This is a genomic window from Syntrophotalea acetylenivorans (genome assembly GCF_001887775.1).
Taxonomy (GTDB): Bacteria; Desulfobacterota; Desulfuromonadia; order Desulfuromonadales; family Syntrophotaleaceae; genus Syntrophotalea_A; species Syntrophotalea_A acetylenivorans.
The window spans coordinates 619225-636278 of sequence record NZ_CP015519.1 but is presented as its reverse complement, the minus strand read 5'-3'; the positions used below and the strand labels follow the sequence as shown (position 1 = coordinate 636278).

Sequence of the window (17054 nt, the reverse complement as noted above, 5' to 3'; positions counted from 1 at the left end):
CAAGGGATCAGGCTTCCGCAAAGACACCTTTTTGCCGTTCCAGTTCGCTTGCGTAGCGAGCCAAAACGACCCGGCGCGAGAGCATAAACAATACCTTGCCCGGATCTTCATCATCCACAACCGGAATTTCTTCCAGACCCCGGAGAGAGAGTTTTCTCATGACCCCTGTCAATGATTCGGAAGGACTGGTGGTCACAACACGAGACATGGCGATATCGCGGGCACGAATCAAGCCGGCGGGAATCTCTTCGTGCAGAATACGGCGAATATCATTGACCGAAAAGATGCCGCTTAAACGGCCGTCATCATTGATGACCGGATAGTAGCCGCCAGCAGCTCCGGCCATTTTTTCCAGAATAGCCCTCAACGGCATCCCTTCCGGAATCAGGGTCGGTTCTCGCCCCAACTCAGCCAACTCACCAACGGTTATCCCCTCTAATACATCAATCACCAGATCTCCCAGGTGAGCCGGAGAATCAACCCGACCGCGGACTTGCTTTTGGTAGATGGTGTTACGCCGATAAACGACCATGGCCACAACGCAAACCAGCATTAATGGCGCCAGTAGAGCATAGTTGCCGGTCAATTCGCTGACCATGATCAAGGTGGCAATAGGCGTGTTGGCCACGCCGGCAAAAAAACCGGCCATGCCGAGCAACACGCAAACCCGCGGGTCCTGAATCATTGTTGGAAAGAGAGCATGGGAGGCCGCTCCGAACGTGCCGCCGACCATCGCTCCAATGACAAGACTTGGCGCAAAGACCCCACCTGAACCACCGGAGGAGATGGTTAAACTGGTTGCCACGATCTTGGCCAGAGCCAACAGCAGCATCAACCACAAGGCCATTTTTCCATACAGCGCGGCCTGAACCCAGCCATAGCCTGAGCCAAGAACTTGAGGCACCGCCATCGCCAGGAGGCCCAGCATTAAACCTCCAAGGGCAGGTTTCAAAGCTTTGGGAAAATGGAGCCGCTCAAACATGGCATGAACGCCGTAAAAAGTTTTTACGTAAAGGCGACCCATGACCGCACAAAGGATCGCCAGTACAAAATAAAAAACTAACTCTGAGGGATGGCGAAACTGGAAATTGGGAGTCGCTAGAAGCGGTTTCCAACCGGTAATGACGCCGAAAAAGGAATAGGCGACTATAGATGCGATAATGCAGGGGATTAGCCCCTCGTGTTCGAACTCGGGGTCCTGGTAGAGGACCTCGACGGCAAACAAGGCTCCCCCGAGGGGCGCGTGAAAAGTGGCGCCGATACCACCGGCCATTCCGGCCAAAAGCAAAGTGCGTCGGTCTACATTTCCAAGTTTAAGCCGATCCGCAAGAAAAGAGCCGAAGCCGGCTCCGATCTGGGCAATAGGTCCCTCACGACCGGCCGAACCGCCTGTGGCGATGGTGGCGATGGAAGCGAGGGCTTTGACATAGGGGACCCTGGCCCGAATGCGCCCTTTTTGGTTGTGAAAGGAATCAAGGGCTCCGTCCGTACCGTGCCCCTCAGCTTCTGGAGCAAAGGTAAAGACCAGCCATCCGGAAAATAGCCCACCCACGGCAGGAACAAGAAACAAGAACCATCGATGAGGTACAAACAAAGAGTTGATGAAATCGCCTTCTGAGGCGGAAGCCCCCTCCCCCATCGGCGGGTGAAATCCTGCCCACTGGTCAAGAATCCAAAACTCGCTAAAATTGGTCACTACATAAAAGGCTACTGCACCGATTCCCGACACCATGCCGACGAGACAGCTAAGCAACATGAATCGCCCGACATTACGAATATCAAGTTTGTCCAGGGCGTTCCATAACTGTAACCGCTGCAGCATCAAGCTCTCCCCTTTGGCTTTTCCACGAACCGCTCCAATTCGGAGCAAAGCTGGCACCAAGCCAAACCAACAAGTCAATTATGTAACAAAAACAACTAAATATAGACGGCCCGTTGATATTATGCAATGGACAAATCTTGTTTGTCGAACTCAAGACCCCGGGAAGATGAAAAGTTCCCGTCAATTTTTGTAACCTGGCAAATACCCGCATATAAACCAGGTACGATTCAGCGGATGTAAAGGGGTGCGAAAAAAGTGGAAACAGGTGGTGTTAAGGTGTGGGTTTTAGAAACGGCAGAGAACATGTTGCAGCATTTCCCGGAACAACAACTTAATCTGAAGTTGGGAACCCAAAAGCTGATGACCATCGGGTTGAACATGTAACTCGATGGAATGTTCACGGCAGAAACGCAGGACATTGTCTACCGGCACAACCTGATCATGCCAGCCATGTACGACAACTGTTTGCCCGGCAAATGGGGTAGGATTTTGTTCGGCATAACCGGACAGATAAACCGCAGGGGCCAACAGCAACATGGCTGTGGGAAAAAACGTGGCGGAGGCTACGGTGACAACGTAAGCCCCCATGCTGGAGCCGACCAGGAAAAAGGGGCCCTGCAGTTTGGCAAGAAAGGCTTTTAAGATGCTGACCCTAACGTCCGGGTCGCTGACTCCTCTAAAGTCGACACTCTCAACATGACAGTCGTGCTCCTTGGCGATCCCGGCCAACAAAGTGATTTTAGTCCCCCAGGGGCCACTTTCTTTGCCATGAGCAAAAACTACTGTCAGTTTAGCGTCATCCAACGGCATCTTCTTCAATCAACCAAGAAGACCCTGCCTTCCGCTTCGGCATGAATTTCACCGTTAAGCTCAAGGCACGATTTAACTTTTAAAACCTTCCGGCGCTTTTCCAGAACTTTCCCGGTGATGACAACCTCTTGCCCCACGGGAACAGGTTTGCGATAACGCACGGACAATTCAGCAGTTACTAGGGTCTCCGCCAAGGCCCGCCCCGCGTAAATGCAGGCTTCGTCAAGCAAGGAGGCGATGATGCCGCCATGGACTATAGAGTGCCAGCCCTGAAAGTTGTCTTCGATGGTCAATCGACAGAAGGATTGCTTCGACTCTTTATCGCAAGAAAAAACTGCCTGCAGGCCCATGGAATTATCAGGACCGCAAACAAAACACCCACGATCCTTGTCGAGGTTCATGGTATTTGTTCCTCTCTATAGATGTGCAAACAACAACTCCTGGTCAGGTTTGACGATTAACTTCTGATATCTGGGTGTTCAGGGTCCAAAAATCATAAAGCACGCCCACCAGGAAAAATCCACCCGTAAGCAAATAAATGATACCGGTGATCCATTTGCCTAGATAGAAACGGTGAATTCCAAAAATGCCGAAAAAGACCAACAAAATCCATGCGATATTGTAGTCTGCCCTGCCCGCTTCAAATCGCAAATCCGCCTTCCGGTCCATGGAGGGAATCAAAAAGAGGTCGACAATCCAGCCGATAAGCAACAGACCAAAGGTGAAGAAGTAGATCGTCCCGGAGATAGGCTTTCCGTAATAGAAACGATGCGATCCGGTAAAACCAAAAAGCCAGAGAATGTAACCGATAACTTTGCTGTGGGTATCTTTGACGACTGTCATAATAGTTGCCTCCAGACCAAAGAGTAAAGCCAAGAAACTACATTAACTATGGATTGTAAATAGTTGTCCTTGTTTGGAACTTGTCGACATTAACTTCCAAAAACATTTCTGTGTATTTTGTTGTATGCCAGACTGTTTTTGTCATGACCGGCTTTTTCTTCTAAAGGATAACCGATGCCGATTATTGCCTCAACTTCGTATCGATCAGGAAGGTTGAGTTGTTGACACAAATAGTCCGATGACGGGTCGCCATCGATATGGTTGCGTTTTCTAATTTGGGACCAGCAGCTACCGAGTCCCAGCTCTAATGCGGCCAGCTGTAGAATAATTGCCGCGATGGAACAATCCTCTACCCAGACATCGCATTTGTCGGGATCGGCGCAAACGACGATCGCCAAAGGCGCATTGGCAACAAAGGAACCTCCCCTCGGTTTGGCTGCTGCCAGCTTGGCGCGCTGTTCGGGGTCGGTTACGATGATGAACTCCCAGGGATTACGTCCTTTAGACGAGGGGGATCTAAGCAGGGCTTCAATCAGGAGTTCGACCTTCTCTGCCTCGATCGGGCGTTCCAGAAAACGGCGCACGCTGCGTCGTTTACGTAACAAATCCAGCATCCTAGTCTCTTTCTTAAAAAAATGGATAGAAATCTTTGTCTGAAATCATACCTGGAACCAACTGCAGTTCCAACTTTGAGAAAAGGATTTAGATATGTTTCAGATGGGCCAGTTCATTTTTATGATAGATGTCAAAAAAAATAACACTGTGATCTGGGACTTTGATGCAGTGGTTGCACTGCTTCGCCATACGGCGGCTCTTTTTTCGACATATTTGACACCACTCGTAGATGAGTCGATAGTCCCGGCGACCAACGTATTTTTTAAGTCGACCGTGGTGAACGCCACGCATTTGACCATCCGCATCGCTCGGATAGATCAATAGTCTCTCGATAACCTGAAGAATTCGACGATAACCGGGGGGATCCGACTTCTGAATTTTCTCCATTTTGGCGGAAAACTGCGGAGTGGGAAAATAGGCAAAGGGTGTCATGATTGTTCAGTCTAATTATCGGGAGCAAGTAGCTTTTTAAGCTTCAGGATTTTGGATTCGATAGCTCTTTCTACCGTATCCTCGCCCAACATGTAGGATAGTTGACCGACCATTAAGGCAACATCGGCAAGTTCGTCGACAATTTGTTGTCGCCCGACCTTGTCCCTTTTGAAATGCTTCAAAGCGGTTATCAATTCGGCACACTCTTCGACCGCCTGGTCGTATTGGGCCTCTTCACCCCATTTGGCCAGAGCGGCTCGGTAGATATCGTGATATTTGGTCATGGTAATTACACTATTACTAGAGTAAGAGGGGGGCTTGGAGTAAATGTAAGACAATGAATGATCGTATGACTATTGCAACAGCTGATACATGGTCATTGTGGCCGATGTGGTATGGGCCCATTCTAAGATCAACTTAAATATAGGAATATACATAAATAATGCCAGTCTTGAACAGCAGACCTGCTTTGCAGATATCAGCGATATCATGAGCGGCGGTCAAAAGCAAGTTCTTCATCAATGTATAAAGGCTCAGCCGTTTAGTCAGCTCTTGGCAAAAGAACCCATAACCTTCCATCTTGTTTCATTCGGCCCGCTTTCGCTCCGGCTTCGTTACCGAGACCCCAGAAAAAGTCGGCTCGCACAGCCCCCTTGATCGCCCCACCGGTGTCCTGTGCTACCATCAATCGGTGCAGAGGACTTTGGCTGTTCGGCCAAGTGGTGGCGATAAAGACCGGAGCACCGAGAGGAATGGTTGTCGGGTCGACCGCCAGGCTGCGTTCGGGGGTCAATGGATAACCAAGGGCGCCGGGGGGACTCGTCAGGTCCTGTTCAGCAGAACGAAAAAAAACATAGCTGGGATTTTCTCCTAAAAGTTTCATCACCTTATCCGGGTTGCGCCGGCCCCAGGCCTTAATATTTTGCGCGGACATCTGATCTCTGGTCATGGCTCCTGATTCAAGAAGTAATCGCCCGATAGAACGGTAGGGATGCCCGTTCTGATCGGCATAGTTGACCATTACCCGCTCGCCATCTTCGGTGGAAATCCGGCCGGAACCCTGAATATGCAAAAAAAACAGGTCTACGGGATCTTTTACCCAGAAAAGTTCTTTGCCTTCAACCGGTGCCTGTCCAGTGTCGATTTCAGCCCGACTCCAGTAAGGAACAACCTTCCTGCCCTCGAGCCTACCCCGCAAACGGCGCCCCTTCAGGTCCGGATAAAGGGCGCCCAGTTCGACAATCAGCAGATCATCGGGAACGGCCAACACAGGATAACGGTAACTTTCGTCAGGAGTGCGGCTACCCTGCAAATCGGGAACGTAATAACCGGTAATTACCCCACGGTCCGTTCCGTCTGAGTTGTTCACACGGTGCGGAACAAACCGGGTTTCAAAAAAACGGCGGACGGCTTCTTCGTCCGTAGCATTAACCTGCAGCGCTTCGTCACAGACGGCTTGCCATTGTGGGTCTCTTTTCAGGGAAGGACTGCTGATGATAAAGGTTTGCAAAGCAGGCCGCAAATCTTCGCTGTTCCAGTCGGGCACATCTTGCCAGGTTACTGATTGCAATGGTTCAATCGGCGGGGGTATTACAGGTGGTACTGGAGGCGAAGGGATCGGAGGCCGTCCACAGGAAGCAAGTATCAGCAGAATAAATATATAGAAAAAAACAAGAGGGCCCTTAAACCTGGACGGACTTTCAAAAATCATAGAGCCACCATACGGTTGTTTGTATATGAAATTGTTAAGTCAAACCAACAAGATATACAGTTTTTAGGCTACTTGACATACCCTGAAAAGTGGATACGCTGAATGAAAAGATTATCGTCTTCGCAGAAAAGCCTCTCATGATTATCAGGAGTCTTCATTATGTCAAAAATATCCTTGAATTATGGTGATTTCATTCAAAGTGAAGAAGGTGCAACCGCTACTGAATACGCAGTAATGCTGGCATTGATCATCATTGTCTGTATTATTGCCATCGCCATCATGGGTAACAAGGTCAACAATACGTTCCAGAATATGGCGGACTTGATGCCTGACAACTGACTTCAAGATTTATCGCGACCAACCACAGTAAAAGTTTCAGCATCGAGAAGCCTTCTATCCTTCGGGATAAGTTTTTCCCGGGCATCGAGCCAAGCTTCAATCTCCCCGGTTCGGTAGGGTTTGTCAAAAACCTTACATCCGAGTTGTTGAGCCTGCCACAATTCCTCTTGACTCCAAGTGCCTGAAAGCACGGCTTTGTTGGAAACATCCCCTTTGCAACCAGCCTGTACTTGGCGAGCGACAAATTCTAGACCGGTTATACCCGGCATTTGATTGTCTGTAAGTAAAAAATCGCCGCAGGCAGCCTCTTGTGGACAAGTACACTCTGAATCTTTAAATACAGGGCATGCCTCTGGGCTTGGCAAACTGAAAACTTCGTAACCTCTTCTTTTCAGCATCTGGACCAACAATAAGCGGCATGCCTCATCGTCATCGATAACAATGGCTCTTAATTGCAAAACTAGTCCCCAACTATACGAAACTTAAAACACCGAATTTTCGGGTCAATCCCTTACGGTGACGATATATCCGGACCCAATATATACTATTTTTTCAGCCAAAAAAATACGGAAGAATCGCTCTCCTTGATTAAGATAATCACTAACTCGATTGCGTTCATGGGGGAGATTGACAAAGATCTCCCCGTCAATGACCGATCCAAGAGATGTGGTTATCTGCACCTTATGTTTCGCGCCAAGGGTCATAAGATCACTTTTCTCTTCCGAAAGCGGCGTATAGGCGGCAATGATGTTGCCAATATTCAGATGAAGCATTCCGCTGGACGTGTCTACCGGGACAAAGGTCTCTACGTTGTTCAACAAATCGCCTACTCTTTGTGGTCCTTCGTGGCACGCCTCGTAAAGACTGAGAAAGACATAACCTTCCACGTTACTACCATCGGCAAGAGTGAATGAAACACTTCGGCGATTTTTAGTAATTTTTTGATCGTTCATAACAGTTCTCAACCTTCCTGAAACAACGACTTGTTGGTAGCGTATTTATAAGCTTCTTCGCGGCTAATTCTCCCTTCGGAGAGTAAGTCCTGAATCGCCTGATCCATCAATTGCATTCCCTGAGCACGGCCGGTTTGTATTATCGATGGGATCTGAAATGTTTTACCTTCGCGAATCAAGTTCGACACCGCCGGGTTGACGGCTAAAATTTCCATGGCCGCACAGCGTTTCCCATCCAGGGTACGTAGTAATTGCTGACAAATTACACCCTGTAACGATTCTCCAAGCATAGCCCTGATTTGCTCTTGCTGGTTGGTGGGAAAAACGTTGATGATGCGGTCGACGGTCTTAGCAGCACTATTGGTATGCAAGGTGCCAAAGACCAGGTGGCCGGTTTCCGCTGCGGTAATGGCCAGCTCGATAGTTTCAAGATCACGCATTTCACCCACCAGAATCAAATCGGGGTCTTCTCGCAAGGCCGCCTTAAGAGCTGCGGCGAAGGATTGGGTGTGGCGACCGACTTCCCTCTGGTTAACAAGGCTCTTCTGGCTGATGTGGACAAATTCGACCGGGTCTTCAACGGTAAGGATATGTTCTTTCCGGGTCTTGTTAACATGATCGATCATCGCAGCTAATGTAGTCGACTTTCCGCTGCCCGTCGGTCCGGTAACAAGAACCAGGCCTTTTTTGAATTGAGTAAAGTTGAGAATCCCCGGAGTTAAACCCAGCTGCTCTGCGGTGAGAATTTTGGCAGGTATCAGCCGGAAAACAGCACTGATACCGAGACGACCCATGAAGATATTGGCACGAAAACGAGATTCCAAAGCGGGAACCTCATAAGCAAAATCGAGATCATGGGTCGATTCAAAGCTTTTTTGCTGAGACTCAGTCATGATTTCATAAAGCAGGGATTTGATCTGATCTCGGCCAATGGCGCGATCGATAACCGGTTCAAGGTCGCCCGAACGGCGAATCAATGGCGGATTGGACGGAGACAAATGCAGGTCCGAGCCCCCCTTATCTTTCAAAATTTTGAACAGAGCGTCAATTTTTGCCATAGCATAGTCCTCGACCGCACCAAGGCGGGTCTTCAAATGGTTGATTTTAATGTATTATTCAATTGATTGAATATCAAACATGAATCTTTCAAAAGACAGCAGAGCAATGCTGCAGTTTATATGCCTTAGTAAAACCTCAGGCCGTTTGCAAAAAAAGGCCCTTCGTTAGAAGAGCCTGGTCTTGCCATTAACCGAATACGAGTTCAACTTGCAATAACCACCGCAATATACGGTACGACATTGAAGACAATAATAAACAGTTTGTAGAGACCGATAAATCCGTAGATGGCCAGATTAAAAGCGTCCCGAGTCATGGGGAACCACATGCTGTGCATACGATAAACCCAATCCCCGGCAAAAGCACAAATCAGAAAAGACAGAAAGTAGAGACAGAGATTGATGACGGTACACCAGGCAAAAAAGGAGCGAAGAAAATTGAGGTCCATAGGCGATTCCTTTCTAAAAAACAGGCGAACCAGCAATTCAAGCATCTCCTGCGGCTTCTGTCACAGAAGATCTGCCGAGAACAAGATGTGGCGTTATCCTGAAATAATTTATACCACACCCATCGCTCAATACAGGCCAACCTGATGCATCTCTAAATTCCTTTTCCTAAATGCCATTACGTTGGGGCCTTAGAGACTTTGAGCATAAACTCAAAAGCAGGTCGGCTATGAGATAATCATGAGGGTAATTGAAGCACTGTCGAACTAACTCTGATCGCCTCGCCCATGTGTCCCCTCCACTCACAACCTGAAAATAAAATAAGGGCACTGACCCAAGTCGATGCCCTTATTTGATCATGCGTAGATGTTGTTCTTTTTCAATGACCCAATTGAGAAGAGTACTCTACTTCCTTTCGAATAGATTTCAAAACCGACATCCCTTCACCAAGCGCATTTTGTTGTTCTTTGGAACCCTCTGTGTCTTTTTGCAGATACGGGTGATCAGCGCCATATATTTCATGAACCAGCCCTTGAACAGCGCTACAAAAGCGGGCTATATCAAGGTCTGCATTGCGTCCGGGGCTTTCCCAGGTCATGTTGCCCTGGTCAATCAACAAGTCGATCTTTTCAAGTAGCTCGCTACCCTTCATAATCGCCTCCAAAAATGTTGCAGAAAATTTGTGGGGCATCCAATACCAGCGATTCACAGTCTGTAAAAGAGACACTGGACCTCTCCCGGATTAGAATCTCTCCTGGAAGGTAAATCGTTTATAAGGGACTCCTCTTGATCTATTACCGAATCGGTCTTGCTTTTAGACTATAATATTTCCAACCGAGAATGCAAACATCAGCAGATCTTTTCCACCCTTCTAACAGTGTAAAGGCCACTTGGACCCCGACGCAATTTTTTTGCAAAAGGTATATACGACGGAAGGGACGAACTATTCAGTCCGCCCCTTCCCCTACTACTGTTATGGCCTTAACTTCCAGTTGGAAACAATCCATCAGCGGGATCAAGCATCTGAAGGAACGTTGAACTCGAAACCACACGCCGGGCATTTCACTGATTCGCCTCCATGTCCGGTGCCGCCGGTGGTAGCGCAACCGGCCAGAACAAACAGCAAAAAGAGTGCTCCGAATAATACTTTAATCCGTTTCATGATAATATCCCCTTTCTTCCAGGTGAGGAGGTACCCGTTTGCCACTCAGGCAAACCGTCACAGTTGCATTTTAGTCCATTATACCTTAAATGATCATGATTTGCTCCGCATCCCTGCATTTGGTGCTCTGCGGCTGGCTCTCGTAGGACCATCCCCCCGGCAGAAACATAGCGGAAGTTTTAACGCACATAAAAGGGATGCACCTTGACCGACCCTTCCCTTTTGTATTTACAAAGATTTTTCCACCCGCTGTCGCGAACCTACGGGGCATTTTATGGCACTGACGGATAGGCAACCAGTTGCACTGCGTTGCCTTCTGCGAGGCTTATACCACCGGTAATGTTGGTGATGGAGGTAAACCCCCGTTTACTGAGCAGAGCAGCGAGTTTGGCCGAGCGGTTCCCTCGGCGGCACAAAAGAGCGACATCGTCCCCATTCTCAACATGTTTGCTTAATTCGGCAACAAAACCTTCCAGGTCGTAGCTGCGGTCCAGTCTAAAAAAGGTCATCAACAACGAACCGGGGACGACTCCTGTTTCCCGCCATTCCCCTTCGGTACGAATATCCACGATGGTAATCCCCGAACCAACCAAGGCGTTGGTCAAAGGCTGATTAAGATATCCCGTAGCGTTACAGGAGGTCGATAGCCCTAGAAGCAAAACAAACAGCAACAAGTAGCGATATTTTTTCATCAGGGAACCCTTGGTAAATCAATAACCGATACAAAACGTTTGGACATTCCTCAGTGTACAACTGAAACAATTAGCCAGACAAACTACTTCTCACATTCGCAGGTTCCACAGGTACAAATGCGTAAACCACACTCTTCGCAGAGAGGATTCCGGGGGTCACGACTGTCGACGGTGCTCCCGCAGGCACTGCACTGGTATCGAATAAATTTGAAACGGCAATTGCGGCAGACAAATTGATTGGGCACTCCTTCAACGGGATCTATATTGATTGATTCACAGATCAGGCAGATGGTTCCCATCTCGGGGCAGTTTCGGATGCCGTCACGATTCTGGCGATAATATTTATACAGTTTTTTTGCCGTATCCTTGTCAAGTGGTTCCATGGTAGTACTCCCAGGCTGAGGTTTTATTACGAAATCGGTCATAGTTAAGTTGTTGCCAGCAGATTTCATACCGAGTTTCGTAAAAATACACTCTCGCCTTGGGAATCATACGCCAAACCACAGGGCTTACGGCGATCTACCCCCAGGGTTTCCAGAGGATCGCTTTATAGACAACAGGAATGAAAAACAAAAAAGCTCAAAAACAGCAAACCAATGACTACTATCCAGGCACTTTCAGCAACTATGTCTTGTTTAAAGGCACGGTAAAGGAGGGGGCGGGCCCCGCAGGTTGTATCCACCACCAGCATCTAGCAGGTTTATCGTCTTGTAAAAACGGCCGGCTTAAACCTTGGCGGCGATCACCGAAGAACTACCGGGCAAATCAAGGTCCAGGTTCTGCGTATCTTTAAAACCTGCATCCCGCAAGAGTTCGAATAGCTGTTCGCCTGAATAACTGCGGCCGGCCGGGGTGCCGAGCAACATGTTCAGCGAAAACAGGGCCGGGAACAGCGGCCCGCTGCCAGCGTCGTCGAGAACGAATTCGTGAATGAGCAATAGCCCTCCCGGTTCCAGGACCGAGGCCACGTTGTCCAGAATAATGCGCACCTCCTGCGGTCCCTCCCCGTGCAGGATATGGGAGAGCCAGACCACGTCGTAGCTCCCGCTCACCTTCTCCAGTAAAAAGTCACCACCGACAAAGCCGACCCTCTCCTCTAGACCAAAACAGGCAACGGTTTCCTCAGCAAAAGAGCGACTGCTCGGCAGATCGTAAACAGTGGCTTGCAGTTCTGGATATTTCTTGCAGAAATGAATAGCCCAGGTGCCCGGCCCTCCTCCCAGGTCAAGCAACCTCCGGCGCCCACCCAGATCGATCTGGGAGATTAGTTTCGGCGCCAACAACATGGCCAGGTCATGCATCCCCAACAAAAAATTACGACGCCATTCGGGATCGTCGCCGGCATAAGCTGCCCGCACGGGCTGACCGGTCATGACGGCTTCATCCAGATGCGCCCAGGATTCCATAAGTTGCCGGTGATGTTGAATGATATTGCCGAGATATAACGGGGATTGGCGAGACAGAAAAACGGCAGCGCTGCGAGTACAGGAAAAACAGTCGTCCTTTTTAACTAGTAGTTCTATTGCGACTAAAGCGGTGAGGAGTCTTTGCAGGCCATCCTTGTCGGCTCCGATTTTATCGGCTAGTTCCTCAGCCCGCAATGCCTGCTCGTCCAAAACGCTAAAAAGGTCGATCTTGATCGCCGCATGCAGGACACTGGTTTGCCAATAGCCATTGGACAGCTCCAGCAGGGATTGGGGATTCCATTTGTATTCCGGCACTTTATCCTCCCTTGAACCAAAAGGGTCTACACAATCAACGGGCACTGAGATGCCGAACCCCTTTTTCCAGCCCATCCAGATTCAACTCGAACATGGGAATAATATCACGAATAATGCTGATGGTTTCACCATAACTCCACAATGACGAGGAACTGGGATTGAACCAGGCGGCATGACGGAAAGCCCCTGCCAGCATTTTCAGATTCTCGATGCTGGGTTTCTTCTGGCGGAATTCGATTTCGATTGAACCGTTGATGTCGAGCAATTCTTCCGGGGCCATGCTGGCATCCCCAACGAAAATCAGCCGTGTTTCGGGATCGCGCCGCAGAAGATCCTCTACAGGTTCGGGCTTATGGCGACGTTCGGCATCGCACCAGACTCGGTCTCTGATGGTGTTGTGAAAATAGCGAATGGAAAGCTCTTTGAACTGGGAGCGGGCGTGATGAAACAGCGCCTGGACTGTTTCCACATAAGGGTCCATAGACCAGCCACCATTGTCGATCAGGAGCAAGACTTTGAGACGGTCCACCATGCGCCTGTCAAAGACAATTTCAATTTCTCCGGCATTACGCATAGTTTCAGTGATCGTTTTATCCAGGTTCAACTCATCCATCGGTCCGACCGGTTTAAGATGACGAAGCCGCTGCAGAGCCTCTCCCATCTGACTGCGCGTTAAAGGAGCCGTACGAGAATAATCCCGATAGCGTCGTTCCAAAGCCACCTTGCTGGCGCTTCGAGCGCGGGACCCGCCACCGATGCGCATGCCACCAGGTCTATTTCCCGAATGGCCGACGGGGGAAACCCCACCGGCGCCGATCCATTTGCGACCGCCGTAATGCACTGCTTTCTGGTCCTTCAGCCGGTCCAGCAGATACTGTTCCAGCTCTTCAGCGGTCAATCGGCGAAGTTCCTTCTCGGTCAAACCAAGGGCTTTGGCGAGGTCCTGGGGCGTTTTTACCCAGGTTTTAAGGAGTTGGCGAGCTGCTTCATCCAGCTCAAGTCCCTCCAGGGGCACCGTTTCTACCCCGGCGAACAACTCGGCAAACACCTGATCGTAGGTATCGAAATCCCGTTCGCTCTTTACCAGAATCGATCTAGCCACGATGTAAAAGTCATCCAGCGAAACCACCAGCCTCAGACTCAAGGCTTTCTGCAGACGCAGAAAGGCAGTAGGTGTGACCATCACTCCTCGTTTACGAAGGGTATAAAAGAAAGGCACAAACATCGATTTCCCTTATGCAATACCTCTGCCTTCCCAAAGCTACTTGACGCCCGAAATCGGGAAGGAGGATTATAGAAGTAGGAGTCTTTATTTTAGCAGGAGTCGACGATGAAAAGACAGGTGATCAATGGAGACATGAAGGTTTGGGACGTAATCCAAGACCATCCCGAAACCTATGGCGTATTTCGGCAATACGGCTGCCCCGATATCCACAAAGGCATTTTCCAGGTTTCGTCGCATTTCATGAAACTGCGCACAATGGCCCATGCCCAGCACATTAATCTGGATGAGCTGCTTAGATCCTTGAATGAGGCGGTAACAAGCTATGACAAAGGTATGTCTGCCGGTTACCACTAAGTCAAGGGAGATCTCTAGCTGAAAATTATACATCAAGATCATATACGGATTTCAAGAAGGACAACTGGGGCGCTATGTGAATTAGCCAGTAACTCCTTCCCATCAGCCATCCTATGTCAACATGCAAATAAACCCTTATCACCGACAAACATCTTTATATTCACCCTGCGAACCTCCATTAAAAGAAGATTACAACGCATAAAATACGCTCATAAAACCTCCAATCATAATCAGGTTTTAATCCTACCAAAACAAAACTTAAGCCAGGACAAACTTTCTTTCTTGACCATTTTCGGCTTATGGGGCAGGTTATGAAATCCTAGAGAGTTAAGCTTCCAGCTATCTATGTTTTTCATATAGAACACTGTCTAAAAAGGAGAGAAAATGTCTACAGAGGTCAAGATCGGAGCCAAAGTACGCCAGTTGCGCGAAACCAAAGAGATGACTGTCGAGCAATTAGCCGAACAGAGTCACTGCCATATCGACCAGATCCGGCAGATTGAGGAAGGAGCCCTGCTACCTTCCCTCACACCCCTGATGGAGATTTCCCGAGCCCTGGGTGTTCGTCTTGGCACCCTGCTGGATGATGATCCGATCGAAGGCCCGGTAGTCTTCAAATCGGCTCAAGCTCCCGGCGTAATCCGCTTTTCCGGGAAAGATCCGAATGCGACAAGCAGCAACTTAGACTTCTATTCAATGGGAGCCGGCAAGCTAGACCGTCACATGGAACCTTTTATGATCGATGTCAAGCCACTCAGCGGTGAGGCGCCACCGCTTTCTGCTCATGAAGGAGAGGAATTTATCTTTGTTATTTCCGGTGCCATCCAAATCACCTACGGAAAAACTTCTTATGAATTGAAGGCGGGCGAAAGTATCTATTACGATTCGGTCATTCCCCATGATGTCCATGCCAAAGGCGACGAAAACGCGCGTATTCTGGCCGTCGTTTACACCCCCTGTTAGGAGACGGCCGCTATGCCACATACAGACAAAACGATAGGTGCCTTTTTCGAGGAGCAGGTACAGCGCCTGTCAGATCATGAATTTATTGTCTATCCGGACCGCGATCTGCGCTTCACCTTCAAGCAGTTCGACGACCGGGTCAACCGTCTGGCCAAAGGCTTGTTGGCGATCGGGATCGGAAAGGGTGACAATGTCGGTATCTGGGCGACCAACGTCCCGGACTGGACCACCTTCATGTTCGCCACCGCTAAGATCGGCGCGGTGCTGGTTACCATCAACACCCATTACCGCAGTTTCGAGTTGGAATACCTGATTAAGCAGGCCGACCTTAAGGCCTTGGCCCTGATCGGACACTTCCGCGATCACGATTACCTGAAAACGGTCAACGATCTGATACCGGAACTCTCCTCTTGTAAAAGGGGACAGCTCAAAAGCGAGAAGTTCCCGGCGCTGAAGAACGTTATTTTCATCGGCCAGGAGAAGCACCGTGGCACATATAACACCCGAGAGTTGATGCTGCTTGGTGACCAGGATGATAACAGCGAGCTGAACGCGATCAAGAACTCTCTCTCCGCGCACGATGTCATCAATATGCAGTACACCTCAGGGACCACCGGCTTCCCTAAAGGGGTAATGCTCAGCCACTACAACATCCTCAACAACGGCTATTACATCGGCAATCGCCAGAAGTTCAGCGAGGCCGACCGCCTTTGCCTGCCGGTACCCCTTTTCCACTGTTTCGGTTGCGTGCTCGGAGTAATGGCGGCACTGACCCACGGAACCACCCTGGTCCCATTGGAAATCTTCGATCCCCTGTTGACCCTGGCGGCAATCCAGAAAGAGAAGTGTACCGCGGTCTACGGCGTACCCACCATGTTTATCGCTGAACTGGATCACCCGATGTTCGACATGTTCGATCTCAGTTCCCTGCGCACCGGAATCATGGCCGGCTCCCCATGCCCTGAGAAAACCATGCGTCAAGTGATGGAGAAAATGCATTGCACGGATATCACCATCGCTTATGGCTTGACCGAAGCCTCGCCGGTAATCACCCAGACCCGAACTGACGATTCTGTGGCCCAGCGCACCGGCACCGTCGGTGCGGCACTGCCGGAAATCGAAGTCAAGATCATCGACCCCGATACCGGGAAAAATGTAGCAACAGGCGAACGCGGCGAGCTTTGTTGCCGTGGATATAACGTCATGAAGGGCTACTACAATATGCCGGAGCAAACCAGTGACGCAATCGATGCCGAGGGCTGGCTGCACTCCGGCGATCAGGCGGAAATGGATGAAGATGGCTATTTCCGCATCACCGGGCGAATCAAAGACATGATCATCCGCGGCGGCGAGAATATCTATCCCCGCGAGATTGAAGAATTCCTTTTCACCATGGAAGGGGTTCTCGATGTCCAGGTTATCGGTATTCCCGATGAGAAATACGGCGAAGTGGTCGGTGCCTTCATCATCCGCAAAGAGGGTGCAGATATCACTGAAGAAGACGTCATCGACTTCGCCCGTAGTCGCATTGCCCCCTTTAAGAAACCGAAACATGTCTTTTTTCTCGACGCTTATCCGATGACCGCCAGCGGCAAAGTACAGAAATACAAGCTGCGCGACATTGCCCGAGAACAACTCGGCATCAAAGATGAATTATTCCACGAAGAGGCAGCAGTCGACACAGACGCTAGGAAACCCTCCGTAATCATCCATGCGGACTTGTGTAAAGCCTGCGGGCTCTGCATTATCCATTGCCCGAAGAAGATCCTGAGCACCTCCGACAAGATCAACGCCCTTGGCTACCCAACCACGGTGGTTTCAGGCGAAGGATGCATCGGCTGCGGCAACTGTTATCTTGTCTGCCCTGAGCCTGGTGGAGTCACAGTTAAGCGCCCATAAATAGATATCAG

Annotated in this window: 22 protein-coding genes; 4 read left to right on the top strand and 18 right to left on the bottom strand. The window is 49.6% G+C overall.

Features of this window, described 5'->3' with window-relative positions:
• Positions 1-7: 7 nt before the first annotated feature.
• The 8 genes from A7E78_RS02990 to mltA form a co-directional block, all read right to left on the bottom strand.
• Positions 8-1822, bottom strand: coding sequence for a chloride channel protein (locus tag A7E78_RS02990; protein WP_072282848.1), 1815 nt, complete (start codon positions 1820-1822; stop codon positions 8-10).
• Between the two features lie 285 nt (positions 1823-2107).
• Entirely contained in the window at positions 2108-2626 is a 519-nt protein-coding gene (locus tag A7E78_RS02985; protein ID WP_158516059.1) for an alpha/beta fold hydrolase, read from the bottom strand.
• Between the two features lie 11 nt (positions 2627-2637).
• Positions 2638-3033, bottom strand: coding sequence for a PaaI family thioesterase (locus A7E78_RS02980; protein ID WP_072282847.1), 396 nt, complete (start codon positions 3031-3033; stop codon positions 2638-2640).
• A gap of 43 nt (positions 3034-3076) precedes the next feature.
• The gene (locus tag A7E78_RS02975; RefSeq protein ID WP_072282846.1) at positions 3077-3475 is read right to left on the bottom strand and encodes an NINE protein; all 399 of its coding nucleotides are present in this window, start codon (positions 3473-3475) and stop codon (positions 3077-3079) included.
• Between the two features lie 89 nt (positions 3476-3564).
• Positions 3565-4089, bottom strand: a complete 525-nt coding sequence (locus A7E78_RS02970; RefSeq protein ID WP_072282845.1) for a nitroreductase family protein — start codon at positions 4087-4089, stop codon at positions 3565-3567.
• 88 nt (positions 4090-4177) lie between these two features.
• Positions 4178-4522 (bottom strand): type II toxin-antitoxin system RelE family toxin, encoded by a 345-nt coding sequence (locus A7E78_RS02965; protein ID WP_072282844.1) that lies wholly within the window; start codon positions 4520-4522, stop codon positions 4178-4180.
• 11 nt (positions 4523-4533) lie between these two features.
• Complete coding sequence (locus A7E78_RS02960; protein ID WP_072282843.1) at positions 4534-4806, bottom strand: nucleoside triphosphate pyrophosphohydrolase family protein; 273 nt, start codon at positions 4804-4806, stop codon at positions 4534-4536.
• A 257-nt stretch (positions 4807-5063) separates the two neighbouring features.
• Complete coding sequence (mltA, locus tag A7E78_RS02955) at positions 5064-6092, bottom strand: murein transglycosylase A (RefSeq protein WP_235606788.1); 1029 nt, start codon at positions 6090-6092, stop codon at positions 5064-5066.
• A gap of 300 nt (positions 6093-6392) precedes the next feature.
• Between mltA and A7E78_RS02950 the strand changes: the two genes are divergently transcribed.
• Positions 6393-6572 (top strand): Flp family type IVb pilin, encoded by a 180-nt coding sequence (locus A7E78_RS02950; protein WP_072282841.1) that lies wholly within the window; start codon positions 6393-6395, stop codon positions 6570-6572.
• A gap of 2 nt (positions 6573-6574) precedes the next feature.
• On the opposite strand, the gene A7E78_RS02945 is transcribed toward A7E78_RS02950, so the two are convergent.
• The 10 genes from A7E78_RS02945 to A7E78_RS02905 form a co-directional block, all read right to left on the bottom strand.
• Positions 6575-7030 carry a response regulator gene (locus A7E78_RS02945; RefSeq protein ID WP_072282840.1) on the bottom strand — a complete coding sequence of 152 codons (456 nt, stop codon included), beginning with the start codon at positions 7028-7030 and terminating at the stop codon, positions 6575-6577.
• Between the two features lie 45 nt (positions 7031-7075).
• On the bottom strand, positions 7076-7525 hold the full coding sequence (locus tag A7E78_RS02940) for a hypothetical protein (protein WP_072282839.1): 450 nt from the start codon (positions 7523-7525) through the stop codon (positions 7076-7078).
• An 8-nt stretch (positions 7526-7533) separates the two neighbouring features.
• Entirely contained in the window at positions 7534-8583 is a 1050-nt protein-coding gene (locus A7E78_RS02935; protein WP_072282838.1) for a type IV pilus twitching motility protein PilT, read from the bottom strand.
• 203 nt (positions 8584-8786) lie between these two features.
• Positions 8787-9029 (bottom strand): DUF6868 family protein, encoded by a 243-nt coding sequence (locus A7E78_RS02930; RefSeq protein ID WP_072285020.1) that lies wholly within the window; start codon positions 9027-9029, stop codon positions 8787-8789.
• A gap of 377 nt (positions 9030-9406) precedes the next feature.
• On the bottom strand, positions 9407-9679 hold the full coding sequence (locus A7E78_RS02925; protein WP_145924831.1) for a hypothetical protein: 273 nt from the start codon (positions 9677-9679) through the stop codon (positions 9407-9409).
• Between the two features lie 363 nt (positions 9680-10042).
• Positions 10043-10189: a hypothetical protein gene (locus A7E78_RS15000; protein WP_158516058.1), complete on the bottom strand. Its 147-nt coding sequence runs from the start codon at positions 10187-10189 to the stop codon at positions 10043-10045.
• Positions 10190-10461: 272 nt separating this feature from the next.
• Positions 10462-10881 carry a rhodanese-like domain-containing protein gene (locus A7E78_RS02920; protein WP_083552589.1) on the bottom strand — a complete coding sequence of 140 codons (420 nt, stop codon included), beginning with the start codon at positions 10879-10881 and terminating at the stop codon, positions 10462-10464.
• Between the two features lie 83 nt (positions 10882-10964).
• The gene (locus A7E78_RS02915; RefSeq protein WP_072282836.1) at positions 10965-11264 is read right to left on the bottom strand and encodes a hypothetical protein; all 300 of its coding nucleotides are present in this window, start codon (positions 11262-11264) and stop codon (positions 10965-10967) included.
• A 342-nt stretch (positions 11265-11606) separates the two neighbouring features.
• Positions 11607-12602, bottom strand: a complete 996-nt coding sequence (locus tag A7E78_RS02910; RefSeq protein WP_072282835.1) for a methyltransferase — start codon at positions 12600-12602, stop codon at positions 11607-11609.
• A 34-nt stretch (positions 12603-12636) separates the two neighbouring features.
• Positions 12637-13827: a hypothetical protein gene (locus tag A7E78_RS02905; RefSeq protein WP_072282834.1), complete on the bottom strand. Its 1191-nt coding sequence runs from the start codon at positions 13825-13827 to the stop codon at positions 12637-12639.
• 105 nt (positions 13828-13932) lie between these two features.
• Between A7E78_RS02905 and A7E78_RS02900 the strand changes: the two genes are divergently transcribed.
• The 3 genes from A7E78_RS02900 to A7E78_RS02890 all read left to right on the top strand — a co-directional run bounded on the left by A7E78_RS02900 (position 13933) and on the right by A7E78_RS02890 (position 17043).
• Positions 13933-14181 (top strand): DUF1858 domain-containing protein, encoded by a 249-nt coding sequence (locus A7E78_RS02900; protein WP_072282833.1) that lies wholly within the window; start codon positions 13933-13935, stop codon positions 14179-14181.
• Positions 14182-14565: 384 nt separating this feature from the next.
• Positions 14566-15144, top strand: a complete 579-nt coding sequence (locus A7E78_RS02895; protein ID WP_072282832.1) for a helix-turn-helix domain-containing protein — start codon at positions 14566-14568, stop codon at positions 15142-15144.
• 12 nt (positions 15145-15156) lie between these two features.
• Positions 15157-17043: an AMP-binding protein gene (locus A7E78_RS02890; RefSeq protein ID WP_083552586.1), complete on the top strand. Its 1887-nt coding sequence runs from the start codon at positions 15157-15159 to the stop codon at positions 17041-17043.
• The last annotated feature ends 11 nt before the right edge of the window (positions 17044-17054 follow it).